The organism is Stenotrophomonas nitritireducens (genome assembly GCF_001700965.1).
Lineage (GTDB): Bacteria > Pseudomonadota > Gammaproteobacteria > Xanthomonadales > Xanthomonadaceae > Stenotrophomonas > Stenotrophomonas nitritireducens_A.
The window spans coordinates 1,830,128-1,855,000 of sequence record NZ_CP016756.1 but is presented as its reverse complement, the minus strand read 5'-3'; the positions used below and the strand labels follow the sequence as shown (position 1 = coordinate 1,855,000).

The window sequence follows — 24,873 nt, the reverse complement described above, 5'->3', positions numbered from 1 at the left end:
CGCCGAAAGCCCAAGGTTTCCTTGCGCAACGTTAATCGGCGCAGGGTGAGTCGGCCCCTAAGGCGAGGCAGAAATGCGTAGTCGATGGGAAGCAGGTTAATATTCCTGCACCTCGCGTAAGTGCGATGGAGGGACGGAGAAGGTTAGGTGTACCAGGCGTTGGTTGTCCTGGGGAAAGGCGGTAGGTTTGAATCTTTGGCAAATCCGGGATTCTTTAAGACCGAGCACCGAGACGAGCCTTTAAGGCGAAGTCACTGATACCACGCTTCCAGGAAAAGCTCCTAAGCTTCAGCTTACGCAGACCGTACCGTAAACCGACACAGGTGGGTAGGATGAGAATTCTCAGGCGCTTGAGAGAACTCGGGTGAAGGAACTAGGCAACATGGCACCGTAACTTCGGGAGAAGGTGCACCCTTTTTGGTGGCTCATGCGAGCTATAGCTGAAGAGGGTCGCAGTAACCAGGCCGCTGCGACTGTTTATCAAAAACACAGCACTCTGCAAACACGAAAGTGGACGTATAGGGTGTGACGCCTGCCCGGTGCTGGAAGGTTAATTGATGGGGTCAGCCGCAAGGCGAAGCTCTTGATCGAAGCCCCAGTAAACGGCGGCCGTAACTATAACGGTCCTAAGGTAGCGAAATTCCTTGTCGGGTAAGTTCCGACCTGCACGAATGGCGTAACGACAGCGGCGCTGTCTCCACCCGAGACTCAGTGAAATTGAAATCGCTGTGAAGATGCAGCGTTCCCGTGGCAAGACGGAAAGACCCCGTGAACCTTTACTATAGCTTTACACTGAACGTTGAGTTCGTCTGTGTAGGATAGGTGGGAGGCTATGAAACTGTGGCGCTAGCTGCAGTGGAGCCATCCTTGAAATACCACCCTGTCGTGCTTGACGTTCTAACCTAGGTCCATTATCTGGATCGGGGACCGTGTATGGTGGGTAGTTTGACTGGGGCGGTCTCCTCCTAAAGAGTAACGGAGGAGCTCGAAGGTACGCTCAGCGCGGTCGGACATCGCGCACTGTGTGCAAAGGCATAAGCGTGCTTGACTGCAAGATCGACGGATCAAGCAGGTAGGAAACTAGGACTTAGTGATCCGGTGGTTCTGTATGGAAGGGCCATCGCTCAACGGATAAAAGGTACTCCGGGGATAACAGGCTGATACCGCCCAAGAGTTCATATCGACGGCGGTGTTTGGCACCTCGATGTCGGCTCATCACATCCTGGGGCTGTAGTCGGTCCCAAGGGTATGGCTGTTCGCCATTTAAAGTGGTACGCGAGCTGGGTTCAGAACGTCGTGAGACAGTTCGGTCCCTATCTGCCATGGGCGTTGGAAGTTTGAGAGGGGCTGCTCCTAGTACGAGAGGACCGGAGTGGACGAACCTCTGGTGTTCCGGTTGTCACGCCAGTGGCATTGCCGGGTAGCTATGTTCGGAAGCGATAACCGCTGAAAGCATCTAAGCGGGAAGCGCGCCTCAAGATGAGACTTCCCGGGGCACAAGCCCCCTAAAGGAACCATATAGACTATGTGGTTGATAGGTCAGGTGTGTAAGTACAGCAATGTATTGAGCTAACTGATACTAATGATCCGTGTGGCTTGACCATATAACCTCAAGTTGCCTTGGCCGACATGACATGTCGATAGAGTCCAAGTTGCACGCTACGTCACAAGACCAAACGCGAGACAGGCGCCGTAGGCCCTTTCTTGGATGGAATGCAGTTCCCTGCACATCACCAGAAAGAAAACACGAGCGACGCTCCAACTGTCTCCCTGATGAAATTAGCGCTATGGAACCACCCGATCCCATCCCGAACTCGGAAGTGAAACGTAGCCGCGCCGATGGTAGTGCAGCCTAAGCTGTGCGAGAGTAGGTCATCGTCAGGGTTTTATCTAAAAACCCCGCTGCTTACGCAGCGGGGTTTTGTCTTTTTATGTAAGCCAGGTGTTTTACTGCCTGGGTTAGTTCCGCAAGGAAACGCATTGGAGCTGGCGCACCGCGCTGCTCACACCGCCTTCCTGATGAAATTAGCGCTATGGAACCACCCGATCCCATCCCGAACTCGGAAGTGAAACGTAGCCGCGCCGATGGTAGTGCAGCCTAAGCTGTGCGAGAGTAGGTCATCGTCAGGATTTAAACCCAAAACCCCGCTGCCAGAAGCAGCGGGGTTTTTCTTTGGGCGGAATCTACGCGAATCTGGACGCCGGCAAGCGGCCGCATTTGTAAGAGCGGCGTCAGCCGCGAAGCTCGTGTAGGTGCCTGGTGCGGTTTGTGGCCAGAAGCAAGAGGCCAAGGCTGGAGCCAGAGCCCCCTCATCCCAACCCTTCTCCCGCAGGCGGGAGAAGGGCTTAAGCCACAGCCAGAGCAACAGCCAAAGCCAAAGCCAATGCCAATGCCAATGCCAGAGCCAATGCCAATGCAAAAGCAAAAGCCAAAGCCAACGGCAAAGCGCTACTCGGCAGACGCTACGGGTAAGGCCGTTGCCGAGCACGGCTCGGCACTACGGGTTCGCGGGGGCTCTTGGTGAATCGTCACGAAAACAACCGATAACTCAAAGGCTGGCTGTTACCGTCGATGCGCAGCGACCATTGGCATCGGCCTGCTCGAACCATGCATTCACTGCACCTGATAGACGATCCAGGCGCATCGGCAGGCTTAGATGGTCTTCTGCTGGGACCTCCAGATAGCGTGCGCGTGGAGCAGCCGCCGCAAGTGCGCGGCCCTGTGCTACCGGAATGTGCTCGTCGTCGCGGCCATGTATCAACAGCACGCAGGCGGGGACCTGCGCCAAGGCCTGACCGACGTCGATCCTGTCCAGATCTATGCCCAGTTTTCGGTCGGTGGTGGCGATGGCTTCATCGAGCCCGCGGCCGCCGTATTGCCAACGCGCCAGCGGTAGCGCGACATAATCGCTCCAACGTTCCGGTGGTTTGGCCAGCATATGCGGCACCATCGTGCGAATCGCCTGGCCGGCATTGTCGAACGATTCCATCGCCACCACGCTGCGCAGCTGCGGGCCCAGTTCGCGTGCGGCGAATATTGCCGTCGCTGCACCGTAGGAAACACCAAGAAAATGCACGGGCCCGCTGATCTTTCCTTCGGCCTTCAAGGCCTTCAGTGCAGCGACTACGTCCTTGCCTTCGCGCGTGCCGTAGCCGGAAAGCCCATGGCTGGAGCGGCCGTGGTTGCGCAGGTCGAGGGCGATTGTGCGATAGCCCCGCTGCGCAAGCTCCAGCGACCACGGCAGCAAGGAGCCACCATCCATCATCCAGCCGTGCAGCAGGATCACCGTGCCGCGCGGTGGCTGTGCGTCTACGACGTTGGGCGTAGAGGCATCCAGCGAGAACTCGGGGAAGCGTTCGCCCTTGCCCAGGTAACGGTAGTCGAGCCGATAGTCACCTGGCTCGAACGCTACCCAGTGCAGGGCAACGCCATCGCTGCCGGCAACACTGCCCTGCTGATGCGGCAGGCGTGTGAGCAGAGCGTCGATACGCTCGGTGGGGACCAGCGGTGATGTGCCGCCAGGTGCGGCCAATCGCTCACTGAGTGACAGCGGCGGAATGGGAGAGGAGAGGGCAAAGCCAGCCAGCATCACGCAGACGCCAGCCAGCGCCAGCGAACGAAGCATGGCGGGATCCGGTTTTGGGGAATCGCCACGTTAGCTGCAAGGGCGCTGCGCATCTACCGCAGGGTGATGACAGTTGAATGACCGTTGTGTGGTGTTTGGGTTGCCGTGAGCGATGTCGCTGGGATGGAAAAGGCAGGCATTGGCAGGCACGGAATTGTGCAGTGTGGTTGCTTGTGGGAGCGGCGTGAGCCGCGAAGTAGATGGTGTGTCGGCAGCATGCGGTTCTGCAACCGCGTATTCCTCGGCGTTCAGCGCAAAGGAAATTGCTGGTGCGACTTCAGTCGCTGCAAAGCGCTAGGAGCTGCCCTCACCCCAACCGCCACTCTGCGCCTTGGCCCTTGCGCTGAGGCAAGGGCGCTCGAGTGGCCGCGAACCGCTGGTTCGCAAGCGGCCCCTCTCCCCGGCGGGAGAGGGGCTTCAAACGCAGTGCTATGGATGTTCGGTTGTGTCATCGGCATCCAGCGCTGCTGTTACAACGATCAGAAGCGCTGCTGGTACTTCATGTACATGAAACGACCGATGTCGAAGCCACCGTAGTAGGTGAAGCTGCTGTTCGGCTGGCTGTACATGATCGGGCCTTCATGCTTGAACACGTTGTTGACGCCCAGCGAAACGGTGCCGTCCCACGGCAGGGCATAACGCACCTGCAGGTCGTGGAAGGTGTTGGAGCCCAGTTTGCGGCTCGGCTGCATGTCGGTGTATGGCGACTGGAAGTCCGGCATGTTGCATTCCGGGCCACCGTCCAGGTCGTAGGAGCACTTCTCCTTCATGCTGGAGTAGTAACGGGTGGTCCAGCTCGTGCCGAAGTTGCCGTTCTGCCAGTCCATGGTGAGGTTGGAGCGCACGCGGAAGTTGCCTTCCCAGCCGGTGGATTGCTCGACCGGAGTGGTGTCGACGTTGTCGCTCTTGCGCGATAGGTAATCCACATACGTGGTATTCCAACGCAGCGACAGCTGGCCGTAGGTCATTTCCGGCAGGCGGTAACGCAGGCCGAGATCGTAGCCGGCGGTTTCCTGGTAGCCGGCGTTGTTCAAGGAGCGGTTCATGCCGCTGACCTGGCCCTTGTTGTCGCCGGTGCTGTAACGGGTGAAGCGGTCACAGGCCGAGCTGACGCCCTGTACATAGCACTGGTTGAGGATGTCGGTGGCCGACTCGCCAACGATGACGTTGTCGATGCGGATCTTCCACCAGTCAAGGCTCAGGTCCAGGCCAGAGACGAAGTCCGGGCTGTAGACGAGGCCCACGGTCCAGGTCTTGGCGGTTTCCGGCTTCAGGTTGGCGTTGGCGCCGGAGGTGAAGTCGGTGACTGCCTGCACACCGGAGGTGGTGGCCAGCTCGCCGTCGCCGGTCTTCTGGCGGAAGCCTGCGCCCATGCCGGCGGCGGTGCAGCGCGCTGCCACTTCGGCGTTGCGTGCGGCCGCGCCGAAGGAACGGTCACACGGGTCGGTGATGCGATCGCGGGTGGTGACAGTGCCGCCGTAGAGGTCGTCCACGGTCGGCGCGCGGAAACCGGTGCCGTAGGTGGCGCGCACCAGCAAGGTGTCGATCGGCTTCCACTTCAGGCCGAACTTGCCGTTGGTGGTGCCACCGAAGTTGCTGTAGTCGGAGTAGCGAGCGGCCAGGTCCAGCGACAACTCACGCACCATCGGCAGGTCGGCGAGCAAGGGCACCTGCAGTTCCAGGTAGACCTCGTCCAGAGTGTAATCGCCACGCGTTGGTGCACCGCTGGTGCCGGCGATCTCGCCGTTCTGCACCATCAGGTCCGGCGTGTAGCTGGCTTCTTCGCTGCGGTGTTCAACGCCCATCGCGGCCATGATGTCACCGGCCGGCAGGCTCACCAGCGAACCGGAGATATTGGCGCTGGCCACCTTGGTGGTGCTGCGGATCTCGTCGGTGAAGCGGGTGAAGATGTAATCACGCACGGCCTTGTCGCTGAGCGAGCCGGTGCTGTTGCTGCCCGACGGTGCCAGCGGGTTCCACGGCACGCAGCCTTCGATCACGTTGCCGACGCTGCCGCAACGGGCTACGCCATTGGCGTCCATGAAGGAAGGGCCCACGGCCAGGTCGACGTGCGGCTGGTACATGCTCTGCAGGCTGCGGCGCTCGCCTTCATTACGGTTGTACATATAGCTCACGTTCCAGTCCCAGAAGTGCGAACCGGTTTCGAAGCTGCCTTCCAGGCCAAGGCTGGCGCGCTTGGTGGTCAGGGCGTTGTTGGTCGCACGCGGGTATTCCTCGGTGCGGTGCGAGAAGCGTAGGTCCTGATTCCAATGGTTGAACATGCTACCGGCCGACAGCGGTGCACGCGCGCCGCTGGTGACCTGCGCAGCGGAGACCGAATACGGATAGCCGGCGAGCTGCTTGACCGACTCACGCTCGCTGTACAGCACATCGGCAACCACGCGCAGATCGTCGGTGATCTGGAAACCACCATTGGCGAAGGCCGACTTGCGCTCCAGCGAGGAGAGCAGGGTCATGTTGGTCTTGGTGTTGGCGTAATACGCCTCATCGAGTGGCTTGAAGTTGGCGACGTTGGAAGGGTCGCCCCCCGGGCCGACACTGAGGGTCTTGCCGCCGACGGTGACCGAGCCCCATTCGGTGGTGCCGTTGAGGCCATCCGTGGGGTGGTAGGGGCCGTTGGGGTAGGCGGTGAATTCACGCGCGCCGCCCAGTACCGGGTCTTCCTTGGACTTCTCGGCGCCGACGCTGAACCAGCCGCGGTCAAAGGTCTTGCCGAAGTTGGCGCTGTAGGAGCGCTTCTGGCCGTCGCCTTCGCTGTACTGGCCGACATAGGCACTGGCGTTGCCGCCGTCGAAGTTCTTGCGGGTGATGACATTGACCACGCCGGCGATGGCATCGGAGCCATACAGTGCCGAGGCACCGTCGGTGAGTACTTCAACGCGCTCTACGATGGCCGAGGGAATCGAGCCGACGTCGGAGTAGCCGCCGGCGCTTACGCCCATGCGGCGGCCGTCGATCAGCACTAGTGTGCGTTCCGGGCCCAGGTTGCGCAGGCTGACGAACATGCCGCCGTAGTCGCGCCCGGAGGACAGCGCCGACGCACGGCTCAGCGACGGAGCACCGGCAGCGGTGACGTCCTGCAGGATGTCGGCGACGTTGACGTAGCCCTTCTTTTCGATTTCCGCACGGCTCAAGGCGATGACCGGCTGTGCGGTTTCAACGCTGGCCTGGCGGATGCGCGAACCGGTGATCTCGACGCGGTCCAGGGTGGTGGGTTCGTTCGCGTCCTGTGCGAACGCGGTGAGGCTGCAGCTGCCGAGCAACGCGAGGGTGATCGCGGAGCACAGCGGGGTCGACTTCAAATACATCTTGTTCGGTTTTCCTTTATACCAACTACAAAAAAGGCGCCCTTGTGGGGCGCCGTGACAGATGCATCACCGTTGGGGGAGGGACACAGCATCCGCCATCACAGCCGCGCTGGCCGCCGCGACTTGGGCGGGGGCGCATCATGACCTAAACAGATGGATGCGTGAAGCCAGACTTTCCGCCAACCCATCTGCGCGTGTGCAGATGGGTTGCTGCTGCGGCCGAGCTGATGGCGGATCAGGTCTCGCGCAATGCCGTGGTGATGGGCAAGCGTGCCGCCCGCAGTGCCGGGAATAACCCGCCCACCAGTCCAATACCCAACGCCCATTTCAAGCCGCTCCACAGCAGCGGCGGTGATACCTTGAACTGGAACACCACCTGGCTGAAATTATTGCCCAGGGTGGAGACGGTGAAGTTGTTGAAGGCCAGCCAGGCGACCACGCCGCCCAGCAAACCGCCCAGCAAGGCGAGCAGCATGGTCTCCAGCATCACTGCAGTAACTACCGGTACGCCGCGAAAGCCGATTGCACGCAGTGTGGCGATCTCCCTTGCACGCGTGGCCACCGCCGCATACATGGTGTTGAGCGCGCCGAACACCGCACCGACGGCCATGATCGCGCCGATCACCGTGCCCAGCACCTTGAGCAGCTTGTTCAGGCCACCACCTTGCTTGCGGTAATAGTCGGCGGTGCTTTCCACGTCCAGCTTCAGCCGCTGGTCGTTGTCCACGGCTGCCTTGAACGCCTCGAAGCCCTGCTTGCCCTCGGTACGCACGCTGATCGACTGCCATGCACTGCGGTTGTACGTGGTTGCCAACGTCTGCGCGTCGGTCCACAACTCCGAATCATGCGCGTCGCCGGATTCGAAGATGCCAACCACGGTCCAGGCCTGGTTGCCCAGCGTCAGCGTCTTGCCAACTTCCAGTCCCTGGAACTGTTTCTGCGCACCACGCCCGGCGACGATTTCGCGCAGGCCGGCGCCGAACTTGCGGCCTTCGACCAGACGTACCTTGTCGTGCACGGCCCAGGCCTGTTCGCCAACACCGCGGAACTGCGCGTTGACATCGGTGCCGTCGCTACGCGAGGTGAGGTTGACCACCTGCGAGACTTCCGCCGACACCAGCGGACGCCCATCTGCACCGCGCTTCACGCCCGGCAGGGTTTCCAACAAGGGCACCTGATCGCGGGTGATCACCGAGTTTGTCTCAGCCTGCGATCCGCCGCGCAGAACAATGGCCGTGCTGTCGTCACCGGTGCTTTCCAAGGTGGCCTGGAAACCCTGGCCCATGGCCAGCATCGCCACCAACACGCCGACCACGCCGGCAATGCCAATCACGATCACCGATGAGGCACCCCAGCGCTGCGGCAGGCTGGCCAGCCCGATACGGGTGGCGGCGAGCGCCAGCCGCCCGCTGCGGGTGAGCAGCAGCCACAGCGCGATCGCCACGGCCACTGCCAGCACGCCAAACCACGGCAGCGCAATCCACACGCCCAGGCCGATGGCCAACAACAGGATCACCAGCGCATTCGAAAGAAAGTTCTTCATGTCGTTCTCCTCAGCGCCCGGCCAATGCGTCGACGATCTTCAGGCGTTTGGCACGCAGTGCCGGCAGCACGCCCACCACCAAACCGATCACCACGATCAGCAGCGCGCCGACGATCCAGGTCTGCGACGGCACGTGCGGCGGCAGCAGGCCCATGGTCTGCGGTGCCATGATCGGCAGCGCAAGCGCCGCCAGGCCCAGGCCGATGGCACCGCCCAGGCCGACCAGCACGATTGATTCGACCATCACCAGCATCAACATGGTGCCGTCCTTGAAGCCAAGGGTTTTCAGCGTGGCGAGCTCCGGTACGCGCTCGCGCACGGCCTGCGCCATGGTGTTGCCGGTGAGCAGCAGCAGGGTGAAGAACACCGCGCCCATGATCGAGGTGACAATCATGCCGATGTCGGCGAACTGCTTGATGAAGGCCTGCTGGAAGGCCGATTCGGTCTGGCTTTTGGTCTCATGGTCGGAGTTGGCCGAGATTGCATCGATGGCCTGGGCAACGCGCGAAGCATGGTCCGGGTTGTCCAGCCGCACGGTGTACCAGCTGACCTGGTTCTTGATGTAGTCGTTGGATTCGTCGAAGTACTTCCAGTTCATCATCAACTGGCGCTCCTCATTGGCAGCGGTGGCGGTGTTCTTCGACTTGAAGATGCCGACCAGCTGCAATGGCCAATCGTTGCTGCCGCCACGCGGGAAGATGGTGGCCTGCAGCGGAATGGTGTCGCCGATCTTCCAGCCGAACTGCTTGGCCAACGACTCACCGACGACCGCGCCGGTGCGCGTGTTGCGGAAGGCATCGACCTGTTCTTTCGGAATTTCGAACTCGGTCATCAGGTCGAAGTAGTTTGGCGCTACCGAGAAATTCGGAAAGAAATTCTTCTGGTCCTGGTAGATGCCACCGAACCACATGGCATAGGTGACATCGTCGACGCCTTCAACCTGGCGGATCTGCGATTCCAGACGGATCGGCAATGATTCGGTGATGGAAAGGCGCGAGGCAACCACCAGCCGGTTGGCGCCGGCCACGCTGTTGCCGCCGCTGGCGAAGGCAACGCGCACCGAATCGAGCATGCCGAACAACAGGAACGCGGTGATGATGGACAACAGGGTGAACAAAGTACGTGTGCGGCTGCGGAACAGCTGCGCCCAGATCAATGAGAAGTACTTCATGGCCGTGCTCCTCAGTGCACCGGGGCGTCGACCAGCTCGCCCTTGTCCAGATGCACGGTGTGGGTGGCGTACTCCGCAGCCTTGGGATCATGGGTGACCATGATGATGGTCTTGCCATGTTCGCGGTTGAGCAGCTGCAGCAGGCCCAGTACTTCCTCGGCGCTCTGCCGGTCCAGATCGCCGGTGGGCTCGTCGCAGATCAGGAAGGTGGGGTCGGAGACGATGGCGCGGGCGATGGCCACACGCTGCTGCTGGCCGCCGGAGAGCTCGTTGGGGCGGTGGTCGCGACGATCAGCCAGGCCGACCAGGGTCAACGCGATCTGCGCACGGCGCTTGCGTTCGCTGGCATTGAGGTTGGTCAGCAGCAGGGGCAGTTCCACGTTTTTCTGTGCGGTGAGCATCGGCATCAGGTTGTAGAACTGGAACACGAAGCCGACGTGGTGACTGCGCCAGGTGGACAGCTGGCCGGCGCTGAGCTGGTCGATGCGCTGGTCTTCGATGTTGATCTCACCGCCGCTGGGTGTATCCAGCCCGCCGATCAGGTTGAGCAGGGTGGTCTTGCCGGAACCGGACGGGCCCATCAACGCGACGAAGTCGCCACGTTCGATATCCAGGTTGATGCCGTGCAGGACCTGTACTTTTTCCGGGCCACGCTGGTAGGTCTTGGTGATGTTGCGCAGGGAGACGAGGGTACTCATGGATGATCCTCAGCAGTGACGCGGTGATGTTTGATGTTCGATGTTGAAAATCTGATGTTGGACGTCGAAATTCTTTGCTTTGCTTTGCTTTGCTCCTGGTTCCCTCCCTTTGCAGAAGGCAAGGGGAGGGCTAGGGAGGGGTGCTTTGGTTTGGCTATGTCTCTGGCTTCGGCTTCAGTCGTTGCTTTCCCCTCTCCCGCAAGCGGGAGAGGGGTAGGCGTGAGGGCAGTTTCTGCTCCTGCCTTTTGCGTCTTCACTGTCTTTGCTTCAGAGGGACTGCGGCAACGAAAGCAAGAACAGCAGCACCAGCTTTCACTCCCCTACAGGGAGCGTGTCACTTTGACCAGCCATTCGGCTGTTGAAGAGCATTTCTTTGCCTGTGCAAAGAAGAAGTAACCAAAAGAAACACACCCTGCCTCCGCGCCCACGATGCTCCGCATCTCGGGTCCACTGCGCTGCCGGGATTTTTCGACGAGACATCCCTGTCTCGTCGAAAAACGACGCACATCCATGTGCGCCGCCCCGTTGGGGTTTTTCCCTCAGCTCCGTCGCTGCGGAAGGAGCTCGGTAAGGCAAGGGCTAAAGCCAAGCAAAAACCAAAGCCAAAGCCAAGGCTGCCCTCATCCCAACCCTTCTCCCGCAGGCGGGAGAAGGGCTAAAGCAACAGCAGCAGCTAAAGCAACAGCAACAGCTAAAGCAGCAGCAACAGCTAAAACAGCAGCAACGGCTAAAGCAACAGCAACAGCAAAATCGCTACTTCAGTGCATCAGGTGATACGCGCCAGAGCAGCAAGGATCACAAGCCCTGCGCTTACTTCTTCGCGTCTTCCAATGTCACCTTGTCGCCGTCCTTCAGTTCGGCTGGAGGGCTGAGTACCACCGTCTGACCGGCGTTCAAACCCGACAGCACCTGCTTGTCCTTGGCCAATACCTGGCCTACTTCCAGCGGTTGCTGCTTCACCTTGTCGTCGGCCTGCAGCACGAAGGCGACCGGCTTGCCGTCGCGTTCCACAATGGCTGCAGCCGGCACGCGTACGCCTTTCGGTGCCTCGCTTCCTGCGGGCGCGGCCTTTTCCAAGAAACTGACCCGCACGCCCATCTCCGGCACGATGCGTGGATCCTTGGCTTCCAATGCCACGCGGACCTTCACCGTGGCCTTGCCGCGGTCGGCAGTGGGGATGATGGCGATCACGTGGCCGGGGATCTTCCAGTCCGGGTAGGCGTTGAGCACGATCTCAACCGGCATCTGTGGCTGTACGCGGCCAATGAAGGCTTCGCCTACTTCCACTTCCACTTCCAGCGATTCCATATCGACGATGGTGCCGATACCAGTACGGGTAAAGCCGCCGCCAGCCGACAAGGGCGACACGATTTCACCCGGCTGCGCGGCCTTGGCCGTCACCACGCCGGAGAACGGTGCGCGCACCACGTTGTTGTCCACGCCCAGGTCGGCGATGGCCAAGGCATCCTGCGCGACCTTGGCGTTGTGGCGTGCGGTGGCGAGCTGCGCGCGCAGGCTGTCACGGGTGGCGACGGACTGGTCGTACTGCGAACGCGAAACCAGTTGCTGGCCTACCAGCGACTGCAGCCGGCCCGCTTCAGCCTCGGCCTGGCGCAGCTGCGCCTGCAGGCCTTCGGTCTGGCTGCGTGCGGCGTCGAGCTGGGCGGCGTTGAGGCTGCGCTGGGCGTTGGCGTCGATCGGGTCGAGCGTGGCCATGACCTGGCCTTCTTCCACCTGCATGCCTTCCTCGATCATCACTTCGCGCACCTTGCCGGTGATCTTGGCCGATACGGTGGCCATGCGCCGCGCCACCACATAGCCGCTGGCATCCAGCACCGAGCTGCTGTCCGCGCCCGCCTGCGCCATCGCCACCACCGGTGCGGTCTGCACCGTCACCGGCGGCTTGCCGCCGAGCAGGGCGCCGATGCCCAGCGCCAGCAGCAGGGCGAGCACCAGCCCAATCACGATCCACAACCACCGCCGCGACGGCGATGGCCCGCCCGATGCCGGCGTGGAGCGGTCGATGCGGAGTTCCTTCAGCAGTTCAGCAGATGCATTCATGGGGAGCAGGACGGCTTGGAATGGGAAATGTGACCGCAACTTACCGCAATCGGCCGCGGCTGGCAGCGAAGGGCCAGGATCGGCGAATCATAAGGGGCGTGTTCAGGGCATGCAGGTGACGTGTGTCATGCGCTTTGCCTGATCGCCTGCACTGCGGCAAAGCGGTGTCGGCGGCCTAATGTGCCGCCATTCCCTGAAGAAGGCGTTGGCAATGGAGCGACACGAGGCGGTGCTGGCAAGCCTGCACGGCGTGCACAAGCGCTATGGCGCAGTGCTGGCGTTGGACGGTATCGATCTTGAACTCAAGGCCGGGCAGGTGCTGGCATTGCTCGGCCCCAACGGTGCCGGCAAGACCACCGCCATCGGATTGTTGATGGGCCTGCTGCGAGCCGATGCCGGCCACGTGCGGTTGTTCGGCCAGGACCCGCAACAGGTGCGCGCGCGCCGTGGCATCGGGGTGATGCTGCAGAGCGCGGCGTTGCCGGATACCTTGAGCGTGGCCGAGTTGATCCGGCTGTCGGCCAGCTATTACCCCGCGCCGCGCAGCGTGGCTGAAACTGCGGCGCTGGCCGGTGTCGAGGATCTGTTGAAGCGTCGCTATGGCCAGCTGTCGGGGGGCCAGCAGCGGCGCGTGCAGTTCGCCCTGGCGGTATGTGGACGCCCGGCGCTGCTGTTTCTCGACGAACCCAGCGTGGGTCTGGATCCGGCAGCCCGACAACAGATGTGGGCTGCCGTGCGTGCACTGGTGGCCGAAGGCAGCTCGGTGGTGTTGACCACGCATTACCTGGAGGAGGCCGAGCGCCTGGCTGACCGGGTCTGCGTGCTGCTGCGTGGCCGCATCGTCAGCGATGGCAGCGTGGATGCGCTGCGTGCGCGGGTGGTTCAGCGCGGTATCCGCTGCATCAGTGCGCTGGACGTGGCAGCGGTCGCCGCCTGGCCGGGGGTGCTGCAGATCAGCCGCGACGGTGACTGGCTGCAGCTGCACAGCGACCGTGTCGAAGCCGTGGTGCGCCAGCTGCTGCAGGCAGACCCGGCACTGCGCGCATTGGAGGTGCAGGCGCCGGGCCTGGGCGAGGCTTTCGCCGATATCACCGCTGCCGATGTGGCACACACCCAAGCGGAGGCTGCCTGATGAACATCCCGTACCCGACCTTGCCGGCAACGATGTCGCGGCGGCGCGTGGTTGGCGCCTACCTGCAGGAGATCCGTGCCGAATGCCTGCGTTACCTGCGCAACCCCGGTTTTGTGCTGCCGACGCTGCTGTTTCCGGCCACGTTCTACCTGTTGTTCGCGGTATTGCTGGGCCACGCGCAACCGGCTGCCGCTGCCCGCTACCTGCTGGGCAGCTATGTCACGTTCGGGGTGATGGCACCGGGCCTGTTCGGGTTTGGCTTGTCGCTGGCGCTGGAGCGCGACAACGGCCTGCTCACCCTGAAACGCGCCATGCCGATGCCGCCGTTGGCCTATCTGCTCGGCAAGATGGTGATGGCGCTGATGATGGCACTGGTTATCGTGACGATCCTGCAGGTGCTGGCCACGAAGGTGGCGGGGGTGCCGTTGAACGCGCTGCAGATGCTGCGGCTGACCGCGGTGGCCAGCTTCGGCACCTTGCCGTTCTGCGCGCTGGGGTTATGGCTGGGCACGTTGAGCAAGGGCAATGTGGCCCCGGCGGTGATCAACCTGGTCTACCTGCCGATGGCGGTGCTGTCCGGGCTGTGGTTCCCGCTCACGCTGATGCCGCCGCTGGTGCGGCAGCTGGCAGTTGTCTGGCCCAGCTACCACTTGAACGCGCTTGCGCAGGGCGCGCTCGGTGCCGAGGTGGGCGGTGCGTTGCCGCACCTGCTGTGGCTGCTCGCATTCAGCCTGGTCTTCATCACCCTGGCGGGCCGGCGTCTGCGCCGGCATGGCTGATGGCATCATTGCCGTACTGGCGTACTGGAACGGGACCTTGGTCGATGGCATTGCAACGCCCTGAATGGTTGAAGCCGGCAGCGGACTCGGTGGTGGCCGATAACATCAAGCTCGGCAAATGGGCGTGGATAGATGCCGTGCATCTGTTGTGGACGGTATGGGTGTTCATCACGCCGCTGTTTGGCGAGGGCTACAGCCTGCGCTGGGTGCTGATCACGCTGTGGTCGTTTCCATTGTTCATCGTGTTGTATGTGTTGACGCTGACAAGTGCGCGGCGGCGTGCGCCGTTGTTCGCCCTGGCAATGATCGCGCTGTCGATGGCGCTGCTGCCGATCTACCCGTCGGGCATGAACTACTTCGTATTCGGCTGCGTCATGCTGCGCACCAACCGCTGCATCAGCATGCGGCGTTATCTGTTGGAAGTTGGCTTGTTGAACATCGGCTTCGTGTCGATCGCATCGTGGATCGGCTATCCATGGCAGGTCATCACATGGATACCCGCGCTGACGCTGATCATCGGCCTGATCGTCAACGTGGAGCGCTCCAGCAGCGACAAGGATGCCGCACTGCGGCTGTCCCATGAAGAAGTGAGGCGGTTGGCCGCCACCGCCGAGCGCGAGCGCATCGGTCGTGATCTGCATGATCTGTTGGGGCACACCTTGTCGTTGATCACCTTGAAGATGGAGTTGTCGCGCAAATTGTTCGAGCGCGATCCGCAGCGTTCGCAGCGCGAACTCGCCGAAGCCGAACAGATCGCCCGCGATGCGCTGGCCCAGGTGCGCAGTGCGGTCACCGGCTTTCGCGCTGCGGACCTGGCCGCTGAATTGGCTTCGGCGCATCTATTGCTGGAGTCTTCGCGGGTGCACCTGCGCTATTCACCACCACCGGCAATGCCTGCGTGGATCGAAGCGGGCTTGGCGATGGTCTTGCGCGAGGCGGCCACCAACATCGCCCGCCATGCGCAGGCCAATGAAGCGTGGATCCGGATCGATAGCGGGCCCGAGGCGGTGGTGATGGAAGTGGTCGATGATGGGCGCGGGGGCGTGGCGGCCAATGGCAACGGTCTGGCCGGCATGCGCGAGCGGGTGCTGGCGTTGGGCGGCGAGCTGCAGATCGAGTCACCGAAAGGGCAGGGCACCCGTTTGAAGATCCGCATCCCTTTGCAGGCGCATGCGCTTGTGCCGTCACACCCTTCAGCGTCCGAGCGGATGGAACTAACCGCCACGCTGCAAGGGGCGCGGCCGTGATCCGCATCCTGTTGGCCGAAGACCAGGCAATGGTGCGTGGTGCCTTGTCGGCGCTGCTCAATCTTGAGACCGATATCGAGGTGATCGGCACCGCCGCCGATGGCGAGATCGCCTGGCGCGAGCTGCAGCGGCTGAAGCCCGACGTGCTGGTGACCGATATCGAGATGCCCGGCTTGACCGGGCTGGAACTGGCCCAGCGCGTGCAGCGTCATGGGCTGCCGATCAAGGTGGTGATCGTCACCACCTTCGCTCGCAGCGGTTTTCTGCGGCGCGCGTTGGAAGCGGGCGTGCAGGGTTATCTATTGAAGGATTCCCCGGCCGAAAAACTGGCCGATGCTCTGCGCCAGGTGAATCGCGGCGGCCGCGCCATCGATCCGCTGCTGGCGGTGGAAGCCTGGTCGGAAGCCGATCCTTTGAATGATCGCGAACGCCAGGTGTTGCGCCTGGCCGGCGATGGCCGTTCCGCCAACGAGATCGCCGAGCAGTTGGGCTTGTCGCATGGCACCGTGCGCAACTATCTGTCCGAATGTATCGGCAAGCTGGGCGTGGCCAATCGCATCGAAGCCTATCGCGTGGCGCGGCAGAAGGGCTGGTTGTAGGATCTGAGTTCTCTCCTTTTCGCGCAGCGAAGGGAGGAGCTTGAGGGCTGTTGTTATCCCTGGTGGGGCCCTTGCCGAGCATGGCTCGGCACTATCGGGTCATTGGGGCTCGCCGCGTGCCATTGCCTGGAACACGCCATCGCGGCGCACCCAGGCATGGAACAGAGCCGCGCCGACATGCATCAACACCGTGGCGAACAGCAGGTAGGCCAGCAGGCTGTGGGCGCCACGCAGCAGCGCATACAGCGATGGCGTATGCGGCACGATGGCCGGCAGCTGTACACCGCCCCACAACACAATGGGATAGCCACCGGCCGACAACATTGCCCAGCCGATCAGCGGCATCGCCAGCATCAATGCGTACAGCAGCCAATGCGAGGCGGTGGCGGCCCAGGCTTGCCATGCCGGAAGATCAGCGGGCAGCGGCGGTGGCCGGTGACGGAAGCGGTTGTACAGGCGCAGCAGGGCCAGCAGCAGGATGAGAATGCCCAGTGGCCGATGCAGGTTGATCAGCGCGGGGCGCAGGTGCACCGAGGCCACCATGGTGACGCCGATGAACAGCATCGCCAGGATCAGCAGTGCCATGCTCCAGTGCAGCACGCGTGCCAGCAGGTTGAAGTGACCGTTGCCGTTGTTCATGGCTGCACCTGCGCGTTGTCGCGGGCGGCCGCACCGGTGGCGCGCTCGCGTTCGCGGCGGTTGAAGGACTGTGAGTACACCGCCGAGCGTGCCGCCAGGATCGGGTCGTCACTGCCGGCAATACCCTCGGGCAGGATCAGCGGATCGAAGTTGAGGTCATTGCAGCTGCCTTGTGCCTGCGGCTGCATCTGATCGATGTTGAGCACGCCGGCTGCGATCTGTTCGCGCTCGGCTGGCCACGGCACGGAGGAGTCGTTGATCGCATCCTGTGGCCCGGCCAGGGTCACCAGCAGATTCCAGCGCACGGGGCCCTGCGCCAGGCGCTGCTGCAGGTCCTGGCTGAGGAAGTCCACGCCGGCCTGCTCGCGGCTGGCGGCATCCAGTTCGTGGACGGCTGCTTGTGGCTGCCAGCGCCAGCGCACCGCGCGGCGTTGCCCCTGTGCATTGGTGAACCAGAAGCTGTTGACGCTGTTGAACTCGGTGCTGGCCCAGCTGTCGGTCCACGGCGCGGTCTTGGCCCATTGCTGGAAGGCGCGGACGCTGGGATATTTTTCCTGGATCGCTGCGAGTTTGGCGGGATCAGGCTTGCCGGTGACCGGGTCGGGAATCTGTGCGCGGGTTTGTTCGTAGAAGGCTTCGGGCGTGGCGACGGCGAGGAACGGGAAGCTGTTCATCGCCATGCGCCACTGCTGGCCGTCATCGCTGCTCAGCTGCAAGGCGATGCTGCGCACGCGTGCACTGTTGTCGGCGCCATGCGGGTTGCCGCCGCCTATCGACAGCCGCCCCAATACCGGCACGCGAGGCTGTGCGAACACGCGCGCCTGCGAGAGCTGTGCTGCCTGCGCGCTGGGTTCGAACCAGCCACTGACGCACACGCCCTTGCTGTGCGCGCGACGGAAGCCCGGGTATTTGGCGCCGGTGGCTTCGATGGCATCGGTGAAATTCTGCGAGGTGAGCCGATCACGGCCCAGCCAGCCTGCCAGCCAGGCAAAACCGAGTGCGACTACCCCCAGGATCAGAGCGATTAGCGTAATCCATGGCAGCGGGGAGTGCGGCCGGCCGCCGCGCGCTTGCCCGCCGTGGCGGGTGAATTTGAATAGGGGCATTGCGTTACCAGTCGTGGCTGACGGGAGCGTTGTGCCGCTATACGGTGGCAGAAGTGGCAGCGCAGGGCCAGCGTTGTGCTTTTCCCTCTCCCTGCGTGTAGCGCAGGGGCTTTCGGTTCCCTCCCTTGCACGCAGTGCAGGGCTTTCAGCTCCCTCCCTTGCGCGCAGCGCAGGGGAGGGTTGGGGAGGGGTAGTTTTTTGCTGTGTTGCTGGTGGTTCTGCTTTTGCCTTGTTTCGCGTGAATCGCAGCGCGCAAGCAAATCCAAAGCCAAAGCCAAAGCCAAAGCTTCCCCTCATCCCAACCCTTCTCCCGCAGGCGGGAGAAGGGCTAAAGCAACGGCGAAAGCCAGAGCACGGGCAAAAGCCAGAGCAACAGCCAAAGGCCAAAGCCAAAGCCAAAGCCAAAGCCAAAGCCAAAGCCAAAGCCAAAGCCAAAGCCAAAGCCTCCGTCCCTGACCCGTCCGGCCCGAAGGCATCGCCTTCGGTGGTTGATCAGACCGCGTGCATGTGACGTGCAGCCAATCGTTCTTCTCCCCTTGCGCATCGTGCAGGGGAGAGGGGCTACATCACGCGCGTGCCAGCTTGCGCAGGCGCCTGCGCTCCTTGCTGCGGGCGCGCCAGTTGCGCCAGTGCTGCTGCAGGCAGGAGAAGATCACGTACAAGGCCGGGGTGCTGAGCAACGTCAGGCTCTGCGAGATCAACAGGCCGCCGATCATCGCGATGCCCAGTGGCCGGCGCAGCTCCGAACCTTCGCCAAGGCCGATCGCCAGCGGCAGTGCCGCCAGGATGGCAACCATCGTCGTCATCATGATCGGGCGGAAACGCACGATGCTGGCTTCGCGCACAGCATCAGCCGGTGATTTGCCATGCACGCGCTGCGCGACCAGGGCGAAGTCGATCATCATGATCGCGTTCTTCTTGACGATGCCGATCAGCAATACCAGGGCGATCATCGAGATGATCGACAGGTCGGTGTTGGTGATCCACAAGGCCAGCAGTGCGCCCATGCCTGCAGCAGGCAGGGTGGACAGGATGGTCACCGGATGCACCAGGCTCTCGTACAGCATGCCCAGCACGATGTAGACCGTGGCGATGGCGGCGATGATCAGCATCAGCATCGCGGTCGGGTCCATCGCCTGGCGGAAACCGCCGGGTGCGGCCTGGCGGATGTCACCCGGCATGCGCAGGCCGTCGATCACGGACTTGACGATGGCATCGCCCTCACCGCTGCTCACACCCGGTGCCAGGTTGTAGCTCAGGTCCATCACCGTGTACTGGTTCTGGTGGGTCACCTGCGATGGCGCCAGCCCCGGCTCCTGGTGGGCCAGTGCGGTCAGCGGAATCATCTGCCCGCTCTTGGAGGCAACGTACAGATCCTCGATCGCGGCCGGGCTGCCGGTCTGGCTGGGCAGCGCGTTGACCACCACACCGTACTGGTTGAGGTCGGCGTAGATGGTGGAGATCTGGCGCTGGCCGAAGGCGCCGTACAGCGCACCGTCGATGGCGCCGATGGTCACACCCAAGCGCGAGGCCTTGTCGCGGTCGATGACGATCTTCTGCATCAGCCCGCCCTTGTCCACGTCCGAGCCGACATCACGCAGCTGCGGATGCTGCTTCAGCGCGGCCACCACCTTGGGCAGCCATTCGGCCAGCTGCTCGGCATCGTTGCCCTGCAGGGTCACGCGGTTCTGCGCGCCTTGCGAGCCGCCACCGCCGCCATCGGACGGCAGGTCCTGGATGGCCCGCAGGCGGACGTCCAAGTCCGGGAACTGCGCGGCCTTGGCGCTGAGCCGGGTCACCACCACGTTGGTGGGTTCGCGGCGGCCTTCTTTCTCGGTCAGCAGCTCGATGTTGAACTGGGCACTGCTGCCCTGGCGGCTGGAACCCAGTCGCGAGCCCACCATCTTCACCGCCGGGTCGGCCAGGAACATGTCGCTGAGCCGGCGTTGGCGCTCGCTCATTTCCTGGAACGAGACCGTCGCGCTGGAACTGGCTCGGCCCCAGATCAGGCCGGTGTCCTGCTCGGGGAACTGGCCCTTGCTGACCGAACCGGCCAGGTAGAAGGTAGCCACGATCAACAGCAACGGCGTCAACGACAACAGCAAGGCGTGGCGCAGCGAGAAATCCAGCGCAACCGTATAGATCCTGAGCATGCCCTCATGCATGCGGTCGAGCATGCGGTTGAGGCGGGTGTCGCGTGCACCTTCAGCATGCGGGTGCAGGAAGCGCGCGCACAGCGCCGGGGTCAGGGTCAGCGAGACCACTGCCGACACCAGGATCGCCGACACCAGGGTGAGGGTGAACTCACGGAAGAACGCGCCGATCATGCCCTGGGCGAAGATGATCGGCAGGAATACCGCAATCAGCGAGGCGGTGATCGAGATGATGGTGAAGCCAATCTCGCGTGCGCCCGCCATTGCGGCTTCGCGCCGTGGCATGCCCTCATCGAGATGGCGCATGACGTTCTCGATCACCACGATGGCATCGTCGACGACGAAACCAATGGCGATCACCAGCGCGAGCAGAGTCAGGTTGTTGAGGGTGAAGCCCAGCGTATACATGACCAGCGCGGCACCGGCCAGAGACAACGGTACGGTCACTGCGGCAATCAAGGTCGGCGCCAACCGGCGCAGGAACAGCGCCATGGTCAGGATCACCATCAGCAGGCTGATCATCAAGGTGATCTGCACTTCGGCCAGCGAGGCGCGGATGGTCGGGGTGCGGTCGAAGTACGGGGTCAGCGTGGTGCCGGCATCCAGATAGCCGGTGAGCGAGGGGATGGCAGCCTTGACCCGGTCGACCGTGGCGACCAGGTTGTCGCCACTGCGCAGGTAGACATACATCAGCACGCCGCGCTTGCCGTTGAACCAGGCCGCTTGGTAGGCGTCCTGCTGGCCGTCGTAGACCGTGGCCACATCCTTGAGCCGCACCACCGCACCGTCGTGGGTGGAAATGGCGACGTTGGCGAAGTCCGAGGCCTTGCGGATCTGGTCGTTGAGGATGATCGCGGTCTGGCTGGTGCCATCGCTCAGGAATCCCAGCGGTGAGGCCACGTTGGCCGCGCGCATGGCATTGCGCAGGTCATCCGGGCTCAGGCCCAGCGCGCTCATCGCACGCAGGTTGAGGTCCACGCGCACGGCCGGGGTGGAGGCACCGGCGATATCCACCTGCGATACGCCGGGCAACTGCCGCAGCCGCTGCGCCAGCAGCGAGTCGGCGGTGTTGTACAGCTCAGCCACCGACTGCGTGTCCGAGGTCAGCGCCAGCGCGATCACCGGATCATCGTTGGGGTTGGCCTTCTGGTAGGTGGGCGTGTTGATGCCCGCCGGCAGGTCGGCCATGGCCGCGTTGATCGCGGCCTGCACGTCCTGTGCGGCCGAGTCGATGTTGCGGCTGGTGTTGAACATCAGGAACACCATGCTGCGGCCATCACTGCTGCTCGAACGCATGGTGTCGATGCCCGGCACCTGGCCGAGGTGGCGTTCCAGCGGTGCAGTCACCGTCGCCGCCATGGTGTTGGCGTCGGCACCGGTGTTGGAGGCCTGCACGAAGATCACCGGGATCGACAGGTTGGGCAGGGCCGCAACGCCCAGCCGCAGGTAGCAGACCATGCCGGCGAAAAACAGGCCGATGGCCAGCAGGGTGATGCCGATCGGGCGTGTGATGAAAGGCGCGGAGATATTCATCCGCGCTTACCGTGCGGCCTGCAGGCGGGCGGCGGCGCGTTGTTCGCGGCGCTTGGCGGCCCACTCGGACAGACGTTCGAAGTACAGGTAGATCACCGGCGTGGTGTACAGCGTGACCAGCTGCGACAGCAGCAGGCCGCCGACGATGGCCACACCCAGCGGACGCCGCAGTTCCGAACCGATGCCGGTGCCCAAGGCCAGCGGCAGCGCGCCGAGCATGGCCGCGGCGGTGGTCATCATGATCGGCCGGAAACGCAGCAGGCAGGCACGGCGGATGGCGTCATGCGCATTGGCACCGGCGCGCTGCGCGTCCAAAGCGAAGTCGATCATCATGATCGCGTTCTTCTTGACGATGCCGATCAGCAGCACGATGCCGACGATGCCGTCCACCGACAGGCTCATGCCGCACAGGTACAGCGCCAGCAGCGCACCCACGCCGGCCGGCGGCAGGGTGGAGATGATGGTCAGTGGATGGATCCAGCTTTCGTACAGCACGCCGAGCACGATGTAGATCACCGCGATGGCCGCCAACAGCAGCAGGATCACATCGGTCTGGCTGCTGGAGAACTCGGCGGCGGTGCCGACGAACTGCGCCTGCATCTGTTGCGGCAGTTCCAGTTCGGCCACTGCCTTGTTGATCGCATCCACGCCTTCGGACAGGGAATAACCCGGTGCCAGGTTGAACGAGATGGTCGCCGATGGCAGCTGTTGCTGATGGCTGACGATCAGCGGCGCGGTGCCGGGCGTGGCGCTGGCAATGGCCGACAGCGGAATGCTGCCGCCCGCGCCCAGGGCGATGCCGGTGTTGGCGCTGCCGATGCCGGTAGCGGTGGACGAGTTGCTCGATGTCACCTGGCCCAGCGTGGTCGCATTGCTGCCACTGAGCGTGCCGCTGCCATTGCTGCCGATCGCCAGCTGGTTCATCAGCGCATCGCTGTTGCGGAACTCCGGCGCCACTTCCAGCACCACGCGGTATTGGTTGAGCTGGGTGAAGATGGTCGAGATCTGGCGCTGGCCGTAGGCGTCGTAGAGCGTGTCGTCGATGGTCTGCATCGGCACGCCGTAGCGGCTGGCCTTGTCGCGGTCCACTTCCACATGCAGGGCGCGGCCGTGGTTGGCCAGGTTGTTGTCGACGTCGGCCAGCTCGGGCAGGCGCCGCAGTGCATCGGTGACGCGCTCGGTCTGGGCGGCCAGCTCGGTGCTGTCCATGTCCGACAGCGAGAACTGGTAGGCGGTGGCGGCCACGCGCGTGTCCAGGGTCACGTCCTGCACCGGCTTCAGGTACAGGGCGACACCGGGCACATGCGCGGCGGCGGCCTGCAGGCGCGGCAGGATCACATCCAGTCCATCACGATCGCCGCGGTCCTTGAGCACGATGCTCAGCTGGCCCTGGTTGAGCGTGGGGTTCATGCTGCCGGCGCCGATATAGGCGGCCACACCGGTGACCGCTTCATCGCTCTGCAATGCGGCGGCAACGGCCTGGGTGCGCTGCTGCATCTGCTCGAAGGCGACGTTCTGGTCGGCGATCACCACGCCGGTGACCATGCCGGTGTCCTGGTCGGGCAGCAGGCCCTTGGGGATCACCATGTACAGCAGCACGGTCAGCGCAACCGAGGCCAGCGCGATCGTCAGCGTCAGCGGCTGGTGGCGCAGCACCCAGTCCAGGGTACGCTCGTAGACGCCGACCAGGCGCGACCATGCGGTGACCTTGCCGTCTGCGGCGGCCCGCTCATGCGCGTCGTCGCCTTCGGGCAGCGCGTCCGGCTTGAGCAGGTAGGCGCACATCATCGGCGTCAGCGTCAGCGAGATCAGCATCGAGATCGATACGGCGATGGTCAACACCCAGGCGAACTCGTGGAACAGGCGGCCGGTGACGCCGGGCATCAGGATCAGCGGCAGGAACACCGCGATCAAGGACACCGTCAGCGACAGCACGGTGAAGCCGATTTCGCGCGAACCGATCTCGGCCGCCTCCGGGCCGTCCTTGCCCTTCTCGATATAGCGCACGATGTTCTCGATCATCACGATCGCATCGTCGACCACGAAGCCGGTGGCCACGGTCAGCGCCATCAGCGACAGGTTGTCCAGCGACATGCCGGCAAAGGCCATCACCCCGAACGTACCCAGCAGCGACAGCGGCACCGCCACCGACGGGATCACCGTCGCCCACAGCCGGCGCAGGAACACGAAGATCACCGCTACCACCAGGCAGATGGTGAGGATCAGGGTGAACTGCACGTCGTGCACCGAGGCGCGGATGGTGACGGTGCGGTCGGAGAACACATCCAGCGTTACGTCGGCCGGCAGCATGCCCTGCAGGTTGGGCAGGATCTGGCGGATGTTCTCCACCGTCTTGACGATGTTGGCGCCGGGCTGGCGGCGTACTTCCAGCAGCACCGCCGGCTTGCCATCGGCCCATGCGGCAAGCTGGTCGTTCTCCACGCCGTCGACCACCTGGGCCACGTCGCGCAGCCGTACCGGTGCGCCGTTCTGGTAGCGGATGATGATGTCGTTGTAGTCGGACGCGTCGCTGAGCTGGTCGTTGGTGGACAGCGTGTAGCTCTGCGTCTTGCCGTTGAGCGAGCCCTTGGGCGCATTGACGTTGGCCTGGGTCAGCGCGCTGCGCAGGTCTTCCAGGGTCATGCCCATGTTGGCCAGCTGGGCCGGGTTGACCTGGATGCGTACCGCCGGCCGCACGTTGCCTGCAATGGACACCAGGCCGACACCGTCGGTCTGCGACAGGCGCTGGGCCAGGATCGAATCGGCCAGATCGTTGACCTCACGCAGGGGGCGCGTGTCCGAGGCCAGCTTCAGGGTCAGGATCGGCGCATCGGCCGGGTTCACCCGGTTGTAGACCGGCTGGTAAGGCAGCGAGCTGGGCAGGGTGGCCTGGCGGATCGCCGCCTGCACGTCCTGCGCGGCGGTATCCAGGTCGCGTTCCATCGAGAACTGCAGCACGATGCTGGACAGACCGGCCGAGGAATCGGAGGTCATCATGTCCAGCCCGGAAATCTGCCCCAGCTGCCGCTCCAGCGGCGTGGTCACCAGCGAGGCCATGGTCTGCGCGCTGGCACCCGGGTACTGGGTGGTCACCACGAGGCTGGGCGCTTCGATCTCGGGCAGGGCCGCAACCGGCAGGCGCTGGTAACCGAGAATGCCCAGCAGCATCAGCCCGATCATCAGCAGGGAGGTGGCGATCGGGCGCCGGATGAAAATAGTCGAAAAGCCCACGGTCGATTCCTGGTGCGGGGGAGGGG

General features: G+C 63.4%; 15 protein-coding genes and 3 rRNA genes (1 of these 18 running past the window's edge). 8 read left to right on the top strand and 10 right to left on the bottom strand.

Features of this window, described 5'->3' with window-relative positions; translation table 11 throughout:
* From BCV67_RS07845 to rrf (BCV67_RS07835), 3 genes are all read left to right on the top strand, one after another.
* Positions 1-1,604 (top strand): 23S ribosomal RNA (locus tag BCV67_RS07845); it begins 1,275 nt to the left of the window's first position.
* A 165-nt stretch (positions 1,605-1,769) separates the two neighbouring features.
* Positions 1,770-1,884: ribosomal RNA gene (gene rrf, locus BCV67_RS07840) — 5S ribosomal RNA — on the top strand.
* Positions 1,885-2,015: 131 nt separating this feature from the next.
* Positions 2,016-2,130, top strand: a 5S ribosomal RNA gene (gene rrf, locus BCV67_RS07835).
* 419 nt (positions 2,131-2,549) lie between these two features.
* Here the strand turns inward: rrf (BCV67_RS07835) and BCV67_RS07830 are convergent.
* From BCV67_RS07830 to BCV67_RS07810, 5 genes are all read right to left on the bottom strand, one after another.
* Positions 2,550-3,626 (bottom strand): alpha/beta fold hydrolase, encoded by a 1,077-nt coding sequence (locus BCV67_RS07830; protein WP_062167368.1) that lies wholly within the window; start codon positions 3,624-3,626, stop codon positions 2,550-2,552.
* Positions 3,627-4,105: 479 nt separating this feature from the next.
* Positions 4,106-6,955, bottom strand: coding sequence for a TonB-dependent receptor (locus BCV67_RS07825; protein WP_062167366.1), 2,850 nt, complete (start codon positions 6,953-6,955; stop codon positions 4,106-4,108).
* A 235-nt stretch (positions 6,956-7,190) separates the two neighbouring features.
* Positions 7,191-8,498 (bottom strand): ABC transporter permease, encoded by a 1,308-nt coding sequence (locus BCV67_RS07820; protein WP_062167364.1) that lies wholly within the window; start codon positions 8,496-8,498, stop codon positions 7,191-7,193.
* A 10-nt stretch (positions 8,499-8,508) separates the two neighbouring features.
* Positions 8,509-9,669, bottom strand: a complete 1,161-nt coding sequence (locus tag BCV67_RS07815) for an ABC transporter permease (RefSeq protein WP_062167362.1) — start codon at positions 9,667-9,669, stop codon at positions 8,509-8,511.
* 11 nt (positions 9,670-9,680) lie between these two features.
* A complete protein-coding gene (locus tag BCV67_RS07810; RefSeq protein WP_057627997.1) occupies positions 9,681-10,367 on the bottom strand; it encodes an ABC transporter ATP-binding protein in 687 nt (228 codons plus the stop codon).
* Between the two features lie 33 nt (positions 10,368-10,400).
* Here BCV67_RS07810 and BCV67_RS20005 point away from each other — a divergent pair, with 33 nt between their 5' ends.
* Positions 10,401-10,763: a hypothetical protein gene (locus BCV67_RS20005; RefSeq protein WP_156455790.1), complete on the top strand. Its 363-nt coding sequence runs from the start codon at positions 10,401-10,403 to the stop codon at positions 10,761-10,763.
* Between the two features lie 414 nt (positions 10,764-11,177).
* Here BCV67_RS20005 and BCV67_RS07805 read toward each other — a convergent pair whose 3' ends face one another.
* Positions 11,178-12,428 carry an efflux RND transporter periplasmic adaptor subunit gene (locus BCV67_RS07805; protein ID WP_062167360.1) on the bottom strand — a complete coding sequence of 417 codons (1,251 nt, stop codon included), beginning with the start codon at positions 12,426-12,428 and terminating at the stop codon, positions 11,178-11,180.
* 211 nt (positions 12,429-12,639) lie between these two features.
* On the opposite strand from BCV67_RS07805, the gene BCV67_RS07800 reads away from it, so the two are divergent.
* Genes BCV67_RS07800 through BCV67_RS07785 form a run of 4 tightly spaced genes read left to right on the top strand, consistent with a single transcriptional unit; the run spans position 12,640 to position 16,185 of the window.
* Entirely contained in the window at positions 12,640-13,560 is a 921-nt protein-coding gene (locus BCV67_RS07800; RefSeq protein WP_062167358.1) for an ABC transporter ATP-binding protein, read from the top strand.
* Positions 13,560-14,339 carry an ABC transporter permease gene (locus tag BCV67_RS07795; protein WP_062167356.1) on the top strand — a complete coding sequence of 260 codons (780 nt, stop codon included), beginning with the start codon at positions 13,560-13,562 and terminating at the stop codon, positions 14,337-14,339. Before BCV67_RS07800 ends, BCV67_RS07795 begins: the two co-directional genes overlap by 1 nt.
* Positions 14,340-14,383: 44 nt before the next feature.
* Positions 14,384-15,586, top strand: coding sequence for a sensor histidine kinase (locus BCV67_RS07790; protein WP_062167354.1), 1,203 nt, complete (start codon positions 14,384-14,386; stop codon positions 15,584-15,586).
* Positions 15,583-16,185, top strand: coding sequence for a response regulator transcription factor (locus BCV67_RS07785; RefSeq protein ID WP_062167352.1), 603 nt, complete (start codon positions 15,583-15,585; stop codon positions 16,183-16,185). The genes BCV67_RS07790 and BCV67_RS07785 overlap by 4 nt, the downstream gene beginning before the upstream one ends.
* 99 nt (positions 16,186-16,284) lie before the next feature.
* On the opposite strand, the gene BCV67_RS07780 is transcribed toward BCV67_RS07785, so the two are convergent.
* From BCV67_RS07780 to BCV67_RS07765, 4 genes are all read right to left on the bottom strand, one after another.
* Positions 16,285-16,824: a cytochrome b gene (locus BCV67_RS07780; protein ID WP_062167351.1), complete on the bottom strand. Its 540-nt coding sequence runs from the start codon at positions 16,822-16,824 to the stop codon at positions 16,285-16,287.
* A complete protein-coding gene (locus BCV67_RS07775; protein WP_062167349.1) occupies positions 16,821-17,930 on the bottom strand; it encodes a catalase family peroxidase in 1,110 nt (369 codons plus the stop codon). The genes BCV67_RS07780 and BCV67_RS07775 overlap by 4 nt, the downstream gene beginning before the upstream one ends.
* A 566-nt stretch (positions 17,931-18,496) precedes the next feature.
* On the bottom strand, positions 18,497-21,616 hold the full coding sequence (locus BCV67_RS07770) for an efflux RND transporter permease subunit (RefSeq protein WP_062167347.1): 3,120 nt from the start codon (positions 21,614-21,616) through the stop codon (positions 18,497-18,499).
* A 6-nt stretch (positions 21,617-21,622) separates the two neighbouring features.
* Entirely contained in the window at positions 21,623-24,847 is a 3,225-nt protein-coding gene (locus BCV67_RS07765; protein WP_062167346.1) for an efflux RND transporter permease subunit, read from the bottom strand.
* Positions 24,848-24,873 lie beyond the last annotated feature (26 nt).

Bases quoted from the DNA above. Each gene is read 5' to 3' on its own strand.
- BCV67_RS07830 (WP_062167368.1), bottom strand. From the start codon at position 3,626: ATGCTTCGTTCGCTGGCGCTGGCTGGCGTCTGCGTGATGCTGGCTGGC.
- BCV67_RS07825 (WP_062167366.1), bottom strand. From the start codon at position 6,955: ATGTATTTGAAGTCGACCCCGCTGTGCTCCGCGATCACCCTCGCGTTG.
- BCV67_RS07820 (WP_062167364.1), bottom strand. From the start codon at position 8,498: ATGAAGAACTTTCTTTCGAATGCGCTGGTGATCCTGTTGTTGGCCATC.
- BCV67_RS07815 (WP_062167362.1), bottom strand. From the start codon at position 9,669: ATGAAGTACTTCTCATTGATCTGGGCGCAGCTGTTCCGCAGCCGCACA.
- BCV67_RS07810 (WP_057627997.1), bottom strand. From the start codon at position 10,367: ATGAGTACCCTCGTCTCCCTGCGCAACATCACCAAGACCTACCAGCGT.
- BCV67_RS20005 (WP_156455790.1), top strand. From the start codon at position 10,401: ATGTTCGATGTTGAAAATCTGATGTTGGACGTCGAAATTCTTTGCTTT.
- BCV67_RS07805 (WP_062167360.1), bottom strand. From the start codon at position 12,428: ATGAATGCATCTGCTGAACTGCTGAAGGAACTCCGCATCGACCGCTCC.
- BCV67_RS07800 (WP_062167358.1), top strand. From the start codon at position 12,640: ATGGAGCGACACGAGGCGGTGCTGGCAAGCCTGCACGGCGTGCACAAG.
- BCV67_RS07795 (WP_062167356.1), top strand. From the start codon at position 13,560: ATGAACATCCCGTACCCGACCTTGCCGGCAACGATGTCGCGGCGGCGC.
- BCV67_RS07790 (WP_062167354.1), top strand. From the start codon at position 14,384: ATGGCATTGCAACGCCCTGAATGGTTGAAGCCGGCAGCGGACTCGGTG.
- BCV67_RS07780 (WP_062167351.1), bottom strand. From the start codon at position 16,824: ATGAACAACGGCAACGGTCACTTCAACCTGCTGGCACGCGTGCTGCAC.
- BCV67_RS07775 (WP_062167349.1), bottom strand. From the start codon at position 17,930: ATGCCCCTATTCAAATTCACCCGCCACGGCGGGCAAGCGCGCGGCGGC.
- BCV67_RS07770 (WP_062167347.1), bottom strand. From the start codon at position 21,616: ATGAATATCTCCGCGCCTTTCATCACACGCCCGATCGGCATCACCCTG.